5 protein-coding genes and 1 pseudogene are annotated in these 12,491 nt (G+C 62.6%); 2 read left to right on the top strand and 4 right to left on the bottom strand.

Features of this window, described 5'->3' with window-relative positions; translation table 11 throughout:
* The 3 genes from glgB to ACFCU0_RS11195 all read right to left on the bottom strand — a co-directional run.
* A partial coding sequence (gene glgB, locus ACFCU0_RS11185) for a 1,4-alpha-glucan branching protein GlgB (protein WP_434973757.1) occupies positions 1-1,868 on the bottom strand: 1,868 nt, incomplete at its 3' end.
* Between the two features lie 54 nt (positions 1,869-1,922).
* Entirely contained in the window at positions 1,923-5,450 is a 3,528-nt protein-coding gene (locus tag ACFCU0_RS11190) for an alpha-amylase family glycosyl hydrolase (RefSeq protein WP_434973758.1), read from the bottom strand.
* A 357-nt stretch (positions 5,451-5,807) separates the two neighbouring features.
* The gene (locus ACFCU0_RS11195; protein WP_434973761.1) at positions 5,808-7,763 is read right to left on the bottom strand and encodes an alpha-1,4-glucan--maltose-1-phosphate maltosyltransferase; all 1,956 of its coding nucleotides are present in this window, start codon (positions 7,761-7,763) and stop codon (positions 5,808-5,810) included.
* A gap of 857 nt (positions 7,764-8,620) precedes the next feature.
* Here ACFCU0_RS11195 and glgX point away from each other — a divergent pair.
* Positions 8,621-10,927, top strand: a complete 2,307-nt coding sequence (gene glgX, locus ACFCU0_RS11200) for a glycogen debranching protein GlgX (protein ID WP_434973759.1) — start codon at positions 8,621-8,623, stop codon at positions 10,925-10,927.
* A gap of 64 nt (positions 10,928-10,991) precedes the next feature.
* Here glgX and ACFCU0_RS11205 read toward each other — a convergent pair whose 3' ends face one another.
* Positions 10,992-11,984 carry an integron integrase gene (locus tag ACFCU0_RS11205; protein ID WP_434973760.1) on the bottom strand — a complete coding sequence of 331 codons (993 nt, stop codon included), beginning with the start codon at positions 11,982-11,984 and terminating at the stop codon, positions 10,992-10,994.
* 295 nt (positions 11,985-12,279) lie between these two features.
* On the opposite strand from ACFCU0_RS11205, the pseudogene ACFCU0_RS11210 reads away from it, so the two are divergent.
* Positions 12,280-12,491, top strand: a pseudogene (locus ACFCU0_RS11210) (NYN domain-containing protein); the annotation flags it as partial.

Consider the following 12,491-nt stretch of genomic DNA (forward strand, 5'->3'; position numbering starts at 1 on the left):
TCGGTGCCGCGTTCGAGGACGAGGCCGGCGAGCGGGGGCAGCTTGAGCTGGATGGAGTGCGTTCGCCCGTGGGCGCTTACGGGTTCGGCGTGGACCGTCCCCTGATTGCCGACGTTGCCGCCGCCGTACACGCTGGCATCGCTGTTGAGCCGCTCGGTCCAGACGCCCCCTCCCGGCACGCCGATGCGATAGTTCTCGCGGACGACGGGCGTGAAGTTGAGGATGAAGACGAGCTCCTGTCCCTGGTATCGCCGGACGTACGCGACGACGCTGTTCTCGCGGTCGTCGTAGGAGATCCACTCGAAGCCGTCATTCTCGTCATTCCACAGCGCCGGGTGGTCCCTGTACAGCTTGTTGAGATCCGAGAACCAGGCCTGGATGCCGCGGTGCAGGTCTTTCTCGGCAACGTGCCATTCGAGCGACTCGTCGTGATTCCACTCGTGGTACTGCCCGAACTCGCCGCCCATGAAGAGGAGTTTCTTGCCCGGGTGGCCGAACATGTGCGTGAAGAGAAGGCGCATGTTCGCCGCTTTCTGCCAGTCGTCGCCCGGCATCTTGCTCCAGAGTGATTGCTTGCCGTGCACGACCTCGTCGTGAGACAGCGGGAGCGTGTAGTTCTCCGAGAAGGCCCACGACAGCGTCCAGGTGAGCTCGCCGTGGTGATACTGGCGGTGAACCGGGTCGTTACCGATGTAGTCGAGCGTGTCGTGCATCCAGCCCATATTCCACTTGTAGAGAAAGCCCAGGCCGCCGGTATCGACCGGTTTCGAGACGCCGGGCCAGGCCGTCGACTCCTCTGCGAGCATGAGCGCCTCCGGGAATTGCTTGTAGACGCGCTTGTTCGTGTCCTGGAGGAGCTCGATCGCCTCCAGGTTCTCGCGTCCGCCGTACGCGTTCGGGCTCCACTCGCCCTCGCGCGAGTAGTCGCGATACAGCATGGACGCCACGGCGTCGACGCGCAGCCCGTCCACGTGGTAGCGATCGAGCCAGAAGAGGGCGTTCGAGATCAGGAAGTTGCGCACGCCCGCCTTCCCGAAGTCGAAGACGCGTGTCCCCCAGTCCGGGTGGGACCGCATGAGTGGGTCTTCATACTCGAAGAGATGCGAGCCGTCGAAGAACGCGAGCCCCTGCGGGTCGGTGGCGAAGTGCCCCGGGACCCAGTCCATGATGACGCCGATGCCCCGATTGTGCAGGTAGTTGATCAGGTACATCAAATCCTGCGGGGAGCCGTACCGGAACGTCGGAGCGTAGTAGCCCACGATCTGGTAGCCCCAGGAGCCGTAGTACGGGTGCTCCGCGAGCGGGAGGAACTCGACGTGCGTGAAGCCGCACTCCTCGACGTGATCTGCGAGCGGTTCGGCGATCTCGCGATAGGAGAGGCTTTCCCCGCGCTCCTCATGCCGCCACGAGCCGAGGTGCACCTCGTATATGGACAGCGGCTCCTTCAGGCCGCTCGGGCCTTTCCGCCGGTTCATCCATTCGTCGTCGGACCAGTCGAAGTCGTCCAGGTCCGTGACGATCGAGGAGAGGCCCTGATAGGTGTTCTCCGCGGGCGCCTCCATCCGAAAGGCGTAGGGGTCGGTCCGGTCGAGCTCTTCGTAGTTCGCCTCGATCCGGTACTTATACCGATCCTCCGGGGCGGCTCCCCGCACGTACCCTTCCCAGAGTCCGCCTTTCCGTCGGTCCAGCTTCGACTTGCCGGCACTCCAGTCGTTGAAGTCGCCCATGACGGAAACCTGGTGGGCGTTCGGGGCCCAGACCGTGAACCAGGTGCCGCTTTCATCCGGATGCGCGCCGAGGCGCTCGTAGCTCGTGAAATGCTTCCCTTCGTTCCAGAAGTAGAAATCGTCGTCCGTTAAGCGGGGCATGTGGCGTATCTGAATGGGAAAGGATGCGGGAGACGGGCGCAATCGGGCACGCGGCTACTCGACCGGTTCCGGCGGTACGATGTGGCGATCGTTCAGGAGGCGACGCAGACCGCGGAGGGGGAGCCAGGCCCAGGAAGGGCGGTGATTAATTTCGTATCGGACTTCGTAGATGGCTTTATCGAACAGGTAGGCCCAGAGAAACTCGTAGCGGGTATCCGTCGGCTGAAGAAAGGAGGCGTCGCCGGCGGTATCCCCGTACGCGTTCAGGAATGTAATGTCGGCCCAGCGAATGAGAGCGTCAACCCAGCCGGCCTGATCCGTTTCGGTGCCGGTGTGATCCTGCCATGCGGCGAGCACGGCGTACTCGATCGAGCGGAGCATGCCGGCAACGTCGCGAAGGGCATTCTCGCGCCGTCGTCGTTCGGATAGGGAGCGGACGGGTTCTCCTTCGAAGTCGAGGATGAAGAAATCACCGTCGGCGCGGAGCACCTGACCGAGGTGGTAATCGCCGTGGATGCGGATGCGATCGTGGTCCGCCCCCGTCCCCGCGAGCCGATCGAGCCGCTCTTCCGCTCGCTGCCAGGCGTCTGCGCCCGGCACGTCGTCCGGAGAAATGGTCGAGTCGCTCCGGGTGCCTGCTGCTTCGATCAGCGCCCGTGTGTCGTCCAGTTCGTTCCCGATGCGATCATGGAGGGCGTCGCCCGCAGATTCATCCGCAGCAAGGGGGGAAAGGTCCGGTGCGTCCGCCTCGGAGAGAGCGCGGTGCATTTCTGCGGTCCGCACACCGAGGACGTGCGTGAGCTGAATCATTTCGGGGGCCACATCTTCCAGCCAGACCGGAGCATTGACGCCGTGCGTCGGGCCATACTGCCCTGCCTGCTCAGCGTTGCCGGCCTCAGCGGGGAGCGGGGCGTCCTGCACGCGATCGAGGAAGCGGCGCGTTGCCTGCAGGGCATGACTCCACCCGTCGGTTTCGACCGGGAGCGCCTCCTGCACGATGCCGATTGTGTAGCGCGAGTGGTTGCGCTTCACGTCGATGGTTCCATGCAGGTCCGGGGCGAATCGGAAGCCGGTGTCGGTGAGGTGTTGTAGCAGTTCCTTCTCCGGGTTGGTTCCGCGCTCGAGCCGGCGATACAGCTTCAGGAAGTAGGTACCGTCGATCACGGCCGACGTGTTGCTCTGTTCGCCGGTTAGCAGGCGAACGGCGTCTGCATCCACGTTTGAGGCGTCGGCAGATGATTCCGCGACATACAGCCCTCTCAGTGAACGGTTGCGGCCTCCGTCTTGCCACCAGCGGAAGAGTGTCGACCAGAAGTCGGACTGTGCTGTGGCGTCGTAGACGAGTTTCCGATTGGTGTCTTCCTCCGTTGACTCGATGTCAATCCAGGCCAGGGCCGCTTCCGGCCGTTGGGATAGCACCTTCTCCGCCCGGTCGCCGTTCGCGACCGCCAGGGGCAGCGTGTACAGCTCTTCGTCCTCTCCCTGTTGAACCGACACGATGGACAGGTAGGTGGTCGGGTCTGACGACAACCGCACCGCATCCTCGATTTTGACATCGTCGATGGGGCGACCTTTCGCGCCGAACCAGCGCTGCTTCGCGATGAAGTCCGGCAGGATGTGCGAAAGCGCCTCCGGCCCCGTGTACTTCGCCATCGTCGGTACCAGCAGGTTCTGAAGCCCCTCTGCCACGGTCAGAACCGGGAGCGGCGACCCGTTGGGTCCGCGCTCGGACAGGTGCAACACGCGCTCCGATTCGTGGCGTCGATCCACCTCTTCCTCCGGCTCCAGCTTAAACCAGTAGAACCCGTGCGGACCGATCGTAAGAGGATGCGGCTCGTCGGATGAAATGGCGGGGAAGGGGGCCTGGCTGAAGAGTTCGACCGGGGCGAGACCGCCGAGACCGACGTCTTCGGGAACCTGAACCGCCTGGGCGAAGCGAGACAGGTTCGCGATGACGAGGATCTGCTTCCCCTCATACTCCCGGACGAAGGCCAGCACGCTATGGTTGTCGAGCGGCACGAGGTCCAGCGAACCCCGCCCGAACACCTTTTTGTGCTGCTGGCGCAGGGTGATCAGTCGACGCGTGAAGTGCAGCAGGGAGTGGGGGTCGTTCATCGCATCCTCCACGTTGACGACCTCGTAGCTGTACCGACCGCGGTTGATCGGGGGCAGGAAGAGGCGCGGGTGCTCGGCCCGGGAGAAACCGCCATTCTTATCCGCGCTCCACTGCATCGGGGTCCGGACGCCGTTCCGGTCGCCCAGGAAGGGATCGTCGCCCATGCCGATTTCATCGCCGTAGTAGATGACGGGGCTACCGTCCAGCGAGAACAGCAGAGCGTTCATCAGCTCGATGCGTCGCCGCTCCCCGCCCAGGAGGGGGGCAAGGCGGCGGCGAATCCCGACGTTGATCCGGAATCGCCCGTCTGCTGCGTACTCATGGTACATGTAGTCCCGCTCCTCGTCCGTCACCATTTCGAGAGTGAGCTCGTCGTGGTTGCGGAGGAAAATCGCCCACTGCGCGTCGTCCGGGATGTCCTTCGTGAGCTCCATCATCTCCACGAGAGGACGGCGGTTCTCCCGTCGCAGCGCCATGTACATCCGCGGCATGATGGGGAAGTTGAATGCCATCTGCACGCCTGTGGACTTCCTGCTTGACCGGTCCGAATGTGAACGGCCAGTAGAGGGAGGGGACGATGGACCTGTAGACCGGTTCTCGGCACCCTCGGCGGACTCGGCTTTCGGTGTGTGGCCCGAGTGCCCGTTGGAGGCATGATCTTCGCCGTTATCAACGGACTCTCCGCCGAAGTACGGGAGTGTGTCTTCCGGCCACTGATTCGCCTCGGCGAGGAGGACCTTGCCCGGTCCGTAGCGCTCTTCGACCGCAGCCCGCAGGGATTTGATGTAGTCGATCGTTTCCGGGAGGTTCTCACTGTTCGTGCCCTCTCGCTCAAAGAGGTACGGGACGGCATCCAGCCGGAGTCCGTCGACACCCATGTCGAGCCAGAAGAACATGACCTCTTTCATCTTCTCGCGGACCTCCGGATTGTCGTAGTTGAGGTCCGGCTGATGCGAAAAGAAGCGGTGCCAGTAGTACTTCTTCGCCTTCTGGTCCCAGGTCCAGTTCGACACCTCCGTGTCCGTAAAGATGATCCGCACGTCCTCGTACTTGTCGTCGGTCTCGTTCCAGACGTACCAGTCGTGTTTGTCGGACTCCGGGTCCCGGGCTTCCTGAAACCACGGGTGCTGGTCGGAGGTGTGGTTCAAGACCAGTTCCGTGATGACCCGCATGCCGCGGGCATGGGCCTCGTCGAGAAAGGCCTGAAAGTCGTCCAGGTCGCCGTGGACCGGCAGCACCTTGAAGTAATCGGCGGTGTCGTACCCGTCGTCTTTGAGGGGACTCTCCAGGAAGGGCAGCAGCCAGAGCGTGTTTACACCCAGCGACTCGAGGTAGGGCAGCTTTTCCCGCATTCCCTGAAAGTCTCCGAATCCGTCATTGTTAGAATCATAAAACGAGCGAACGTGCAGCTCGTATATGACGGCATCTTTGTACCAGAGCGGATCATTCAGGAACGCGTCGGACATGCACATCGAGTTTAGTTGACGAAAGCGGAGCGGGGCGCGGGCACAGACACACCCGACAGACAATACGTCCTAACGGTACTCTCAGGAAACAGTTTTCTAACGCCCGATTCCGAAGAGTTGGAAGACGGTGAAGAGAAGCGTTTCCAGGCGTTTTGCGTTGGCACGTTCAGGCGTTGAGTCGTTGGGGATTCGCGATTGAGGAATGGGGACTGGGTATTGAGGAATGGGGATTGGGGATTGGGGATGACGAAACACGGAACCCGGAACGTTGAACCCTGAACGCTGAACAAACGACGCCGCCCCACCGGGGAGGGCGAGGCGACGGGGAAGTGAGGCGTGAGACCGGGGTGGAGCCTGTCAGTCGTGGACGGGGCGCTCGAAGACCTCGTGCTGCTGCCCGTCGTGCTCCAGGCGGAAGATGTGTGCCGGGGCGTCCGGGGAGAGGCGGATGTAGTGGTGCTGACCGCGCCAGGTATACCGGTTGCCGTTGAGCAGGTCGTTCGCTGTGAACGCCTGATCGTGTGGTAGACCCAGGGCGCCGTTGTCCACGTCCAATTGTCCCTCCTGCGCGTTGTGCGGGTCGAGGTTGACCACCACGAGGATTCGGTTGTCACCGTCCTGCTTGCTGTACGCGATCAGGTTGTCGTTCTTCGTTTCGTGGAACCGGATCGATCGCATCTGCTGAAGCGCCGGATTGGTGTTGCGGATCTCATTCACCCGACCCATGAAGTCCTGGAGCGAGTTCGGGTCCTTCCAGTTCCAGCTCCGGATCTCGTACTTTTCATTTCGGGAGTACTCCTCGCGGTCCGGGTGCTGATGGTTGAAGACATGTTCGTAGGGCGGTCCGTAGACGCCATAGGCGCTTGACAGCGTCGCGGCGAGAACGAAGCGCAGCTTGTGTGCGGCGCGGCCGCCGTGGACGAGGAAGTCGTGGAGAATGTCCGGCGTGTTCGGCCAGAAGTTCGGTCGAAAGTACTCCGCCACGTCCGTGTGGAAGAGCTCCTTCGCGTAGCCGGTCAGCTCGTCTTTCGTATTCCGCCAGGTGAAGTAGGTGTAGCTGTTGTTAAAGCCGAGTTTGGCGAGGCCGTACATCGTTTTCGGCTTCGTGAAGGCTTCCGACAGAACGATCAGCTCCGGCGTATCCTCCCGCAGCTCCGCCAGGCACCACTCCCAGAAGGCGAACGGCTTCGTGTGAGGGTTGTCGACGCGGAAGATGGTGACGCCCCGTTCGATCCAGAACTCGAACACGCTCTTGAGTTCCTGCCAGAGCGCGGGCCAGTCCTCGTTCTCGAAGTTAATCGGATACACGTCCTGGTACTTCTTCGGCGGGTTCTCCGCATACCGGATGCTCCCGTCCGGCCGGTGGTAAAACCACTCCGGATGCTCCTCCACGTAGGGGTGATCCGGAGAGGTTTGAAAAGCGATGTCGATGGCGACCTTCAGCCCGAGCTCTTCCGCTCGCTTGACGAAGCGGTCGAACGCGTCGAGACCGCCAAGGTCCGGGTGGACGCTTTTATGGCCCCCCATGGTGCCATCGTCCAGCGGCCCGCCGATGGCCCAGGGACTTCCCGGGTCGTCCGGCCCGGCTGTCGGGGCGTTGTCTTTTCCCTTCCGGTGCTGAATGCCGATCGGGTGAACGGGAGGGAGGTACACAACATCGAAGCCCATGTCGCGAATGCCTTCGAGTCGTTCGGCGGCATCGTCCAGCGTGCCGTGCTCCCCGTCGTCGCGCGTGGAGCGCGGGAAGAACTCGTACCATGCGCCGGAACGGGCGACCTCCGGGTCCACAATGACCTCGTACGTCCGGCTTTCAACCATCATGTCGTGCGGGGCATTGCGCCGAACGCGGGCGGCGATGCCCTCTCCGAGGGCGGCCTCCTCGTCACCCGCCTCGAAGGCCTCCAGGTCTGCCAGTAGCTTCTTGGCGTCCGCCCCGGACGCATTCTTCTGCGCGGCGCGCACGATGTCGACGCCTGCTTGCAACTCGCTCTTCAGCTCTTCCTTCGGCTCGCCACCGGCCACGCGGCGCCGGAACTGGTCCTGCCACGTTGCAAACCGGTCGAGCCAGGCGCGGACGGTGTAGGCGTAGCGCCCGAGGTGCTCCACCTCGAAGCGACCGCTGAACTCATCGTTTTCCTCGGGCGTCATCGCATGGACGGATGTCGTGCCGTCCGGGCCGGTGACGACGAGTTCCACGGCAAGCGCATCGTGGCTGTCCACGACCACGCCGGCGCGAACGTCGACGGTTTCCCCCACGGCGCGTTTGATCGGCCATACGCCCCCCTCGATGGACGGGCGAACGAAGGGGATCATGATGCGCGACCACTTCTTTGGGAGCGTTGATCCGTCGGGGGCCGTCGTCCCGGCAGGTGGATCGTCGGGGCGGGGTGTGCCGGTCACGGCAGCGTCGGCGGCCGTTGAGGACGTGGAAGGCGTTGGCGTCATGGGTCGTGAATCGGCTGTGGGACGAGAGAGGTTCGACGGACCGGCCGGGGCCGATCGGGAGCAACGGGTTGGAAGATACCAACTGGCAGGCACGGCAGAAAGGCAGGCGGGCGTCTTTACAGCAGGATGACAATCTCGGGCGCCAGACATCCCGTATCGGGGTAGGGCAGGCCTTTCGCGCGACGCTACCGGGTGGTCGATACATCCCGGAACGCCGCTGCCGACGCGCCCCGGGTGATGGGACGGCACGGGGAGAGGTCGGGCGTCGATGCGCCAATCCTGCCGCGTCGCTTTGGTTAGATTCTCCCCCGCCCCACAGCGCGCCTTTGCATATTACGTCTGCCGGCTCCGACGAATGACGGTACCCTGGTGGGCAAAGACTGTGATGTGCGACCCCGGTCGACGGCCCATCATACCGTCACATGAATTCCACAGATCGGAGGCGTGTCCGGCAGGCTTCTGGTTGTGTTTCCCAACGTCAATGCAGACATTCGATTGCTGGGTTTGGGCATTTTGTGTGATCAATGCCCGTAGTAGCGTCGTACGACCCTGTCTGATTGTTCACGGGTGAATCTGGACCGGTTGTTGCCCACTGTAGTGTATCCGTCGTTCGTAACGATGCGTGCGGGGTACGTCCTCCGGTCGAATCGGTTTTGCGCGGTATCGGGTCCGTTTCGCCTGACAGCCCGTGCCGGCACGACGCCCCCAGCGACCGCAATTCTTCCATGACGTTTCCGACTGTGGATTCTCGAACCGATCTATCCGGCGAGTCCGCCGAGACCCGACCTCAGGACCCCGGATCCTACGTCCCCGGCTCGTCCGGCGACGGCTTTCGCGGCGCCTCCCCCGTTCGCCAGCACCCGTCCGGCCGCCGACCGGCACCGGGCCACGAGCACCAGGGACTGAAGATTCGCCCGGGTTCTCCGTATCCCCGTGGTGCGACCTGGGATGGGATCGGCGTCAACTTCGCGTTGCACAGTGCCAACGCGGACCGCGTCGAGTTGCTGCTGTTCGATCACGCCGACGACCGCGAGCCGGCCGTGACGTTCGACCTGCCGGAGCGGACCGGGCCGATCTGGCACGGTTACGTGACGAATCTGCGGCCCGGGCAGCTGTACGGCTACCGCGTGTACGGACCGTACGACCCGGCCAGCGGTCACCGGTTTAATCCGAATAAGGTGCTGCTGGACCCGTACGCTAAAGCCATCGGCCGACCCCTGCGCTGGGACGACAGCCTGTTCGGCTACCACATCGGCAGCGACAAGGCGGACCTGTCGTTTGACGACCGCGACAGCGCCGCGTACGCCCCGCTCGGAGCCGTCGTAGAAGAGACCTTCGCCTGGGGAAATGATCGGTCCCCGGCCATCCCGTGGAAGGACACCTTGATCTACGAAACGCACGTCAAGGGCCTCACCCGCCGGCACCCCGACGTGCCGGAGTCCATGCGCGGGACGTACCTCGGCATCGCGTCCGAGCCCATCATCGACCACTTCAAGGACCTCGGCGTGACGACCGTACAGCTTCTGCCGGTTCACGCCAAGCTGCAAGACCGTTTCCTACTGGAAAAAGGCCTGCGCAATTACTGGGGCTACAATACGCTGGCGTACTTTGCGCCGGAGCCGGAGTACTCCAGCAACGGGCCGGTCACGGCGGTGCGCGACTTCAAGATGATGGTCCGGTCGCTTCACGATGCCGGGCTGGAGGTCATCATCGACGTCGTATATAACCATACGTGTGAGGGCAGTCACCTCGGCCCCACGCTGTCCCTCCGAGGCATCGACAACCAGACGTACTACAAGCTGCACCCCGATGACAGCCGGTACTACATGGACTACACCGGGACCGGCAACACGCTCGATCCGGGCGACTCCTACGTGCTGCAGCTCATCATGGACAGCCTGCGATACTGGGTCGAAGAGATGCACGTCGACGGGTTCCGGTTCGACCTGGCGTCGACGCTGGCACGAGAGCTGTACGACATCAACATGCTGGCACCGTTCTTTAAGATCATCCAGCAGGACCCGGTGCTGTCGCAGGTCAAGCTCATTGCCGAGCCCTGGGATGTCGGGCCGGGCGGCTATCAGGTCGGCGGCTTTCCGTGGCAGTGGGCCGAATGGAACGGGCGCTATCGCGACACCGTCCGCGGTTACTGGAAGGGCGACACGGGCCTGAGCGGCGAGATGGCGACGCGGATGGCCGGCTCGAGTGATCTGTACGAGCGCAGCGGCCGGCGCCCGTTTGCCTCGATCAATTTTGTCACCGCGCACGACGGGTTCACGATGCAGGATCTCGTCAGCTACGAGCGCAAGCACAACCAGGCCAACAAAGAGGGCAACCGCGACGGGCACGACCACAACCTGTCGACCAATTGCGGCAAGGAAGGGCCGAGCAACTCGCCGACGGTGATCGAATGCCGGGAGCGACGCAAGCGCAGTCTGATGGCGACGCTGCTACTGAGCCAGGGCGTGCCGATGATCCTCGGCGGGGACGAACTCTCCCACACCCGCCGCGGCAACAACAATCCCTACTGCCAGGACAACGAGATCACCTGGTACGACTGGGACCTTGATGAGCGCGAGGAGGAATTTCTCGACTTCGTGAAGCAGCTCACGCGGTTTCGCCGCGAGCACCCGAGCTTTCGGCGGCGCCACTTCCTGTCGGCTGCGGACACGGATGAGGGGACCGGGGACGTTCTATGGTGGCACCCTGCCGGGCGTCGGATGGAGCACGACGACTGGTCCGACGACGACCTCCGCGGGTTCGGCTTCCTTCTCCGGGGGGAGCTGCCAGACATCGACGCCCGCGGTGAGCGCCTCAAGGACGAGAGTTTCCTCGTTCTCATGAATCAGGGCAACGAGCCGATTGCCTTCACGCTTCCGGAGGAGACGAACGAGCTCGACGACAAGACCTGCCAGTCATGGACGCTCGTTCCGGAGCTGGCGGAGATGGTGGACGCCGACGGGCCCTTTGCCCCGGGCGATACGCTGGAGCTGGGACCGCACCTGCTGGTGGCGCTGAAGGCGGAGCGGTAGGGGAGAATTGTGGGTTTTGGATTGTGGATTGTGGATGGCAGGCACGTTTGTATCCACGTTTCTCTCATCGGTGGAGGTTGAGGACTGAAAGGGGGCTTCGCGTACCGGCGTGTCCGTTGCGCAGGACATGGGTGTAGATTTGCGTTGTGCGCACGTCCTGGTGGCCGAGTAACTCCTGCACGGTCCGGATGTCGGTTCCGCGGTCCAGTAAGTGTGTCGCGAACGAGTGGCGGAGGGTGTGGCAGCTTGCAGGCTTGGCAATGTCCGCGGCCCGAACCGCTTTCTTGACAGCGCGCTGAACGGCCGACGGGGACCGGTGATGCCGTCGTATGTGCCCGCTTCGTGGATCCATTGACCGGTTGCGAGACGGGAAGAGGTATTGCCAGCCCCATTCTACTGATGCGTTGGGGTACTTCCGCGTGAGGGCCGTCGGCATCGACACGCCTCCAAAGCCCGCTTCCACGTCCTCTTTCCACAAGACGTGTGACTTACGGAGTTGTCGATCGATGGCTGTTTCGAGGGATTCGGGGAAGATGGTGCGGCGATCCTTTTTCCCTTTGCCCTGCCGGACCGTAATCTGCCCGGAGTCCGGATCAAGGTCTTTCACACGCAGCCGGAGCGCTTCGGAGAGGCGGAGGCCGGCCCCGTATAGAAGGGACGCCACGAGACGGTTGGTGCCTTCCATCGACGTGAGAAGCAGTGCAACTTCGTCTGGTGTAAGGACGACGGGGAGGCGTTTCGGCTTCTTTGCCCGGACAAAGCCATCCACGAAATCCCAGTCGGCGCCAAGGACAGAGCGGTGCAGAAACAGAAGCGCGTTGAGCGCCTGGTTTTGGGTTGCGGCGGCCACGCGGCGCTTCGTTGCCAGGTAGGAGAGGTAGGCGCGTACGTGCGTTTCATCGAAGGATTTCGGGTGTCGCGTTCCGTGGAAGCGGACGTACCGGGTGATCCATCCGATGTAGGTTTTCTCGGTCCGATAGCTGTAGCCTTTGCGTCGGCACACAGTCCGGACCTGATCGAGAAGTTTTGGGGTGTCGGTCGGCTCGGTGGGTGACATGGCGGAGGTTTGTTGGTCGGCCAACGGTCGGTCAACGTCTCAATGTGTATCTGCCTTCGAGGCGTTGCATCCTTAAAGACACATGTCTGGCCGGAACCGCAACTTCATTGCAAGAGGTTTTCGTGCTTAACGTGCAGGCGAGTTGCTATTCTGCCTGCCAACCACGTACGTATCCTTATGACTCGCGCGCACTTCTGCGAAATCCATGTTCATCGTATGCAGACTCAGTGCGTGATGTAACGCAGCGTGAGTCTGTCGAAGATATGTTATACACACTAGCTCTTTGCCCTCCACTATGCGTCGATTTGCAGTCTTTGTAGACGGCTCTAACCTTTACGGATCTCTCCGTGGCATGAACGTGAAGGTTGATGACTATGAAGTTTTTTACCGATACATATTCGAGCAGGCTGTAGGTCAATGGCAGGAAACGATGGGGGGAGTTGCACCACCAGCACAGCTCAGGAGAGTTTACTGGTACGTAGTCGGTGAGATGGACGAGTGGGACTT

The organism is Longibacter sp., from assembly GCF_051155795.1.
In the GTDB taxonomy this organism is placed as follows: Bacteria; Bacteroidota; Rhodothermia; order Rhodothermales; family Salinibacteraceae; genus Longibacter.

Excerpts from the sequence above, each read along its gene's own strand:
- ACFCU0_RS11190 (WP_434973758.1), bottom strand. The coding sequence starts at position 5,450 with ATGTCCGACGCGTTCCTGAATGATCCGCTCTGGTACAAAGATGCCGTC.
- ACFCU0_RS11195 (WP_434973761.1), bottom strand. The coding sequence starts at position 7,763 with ATGATCCCCTTCGTTCGCCCGTCCATCGAGGGGGGCGTATGGCCGATC.
- glgX (WP_434973759.1), top strand. The coding sequence starts at position 8,621 with ATGACGTTTCCGACTGTGGATTCTCGAACCGATCTATCCGGCGAGTCC.
- ACFCU0_RS11205 (WP_434973760.1), bottom strand. The coding sequence starts at position 11,984 with ATGTCACCCACCGAGCCGACCGACACCCCAAAACTTCTCGATCAGGTC.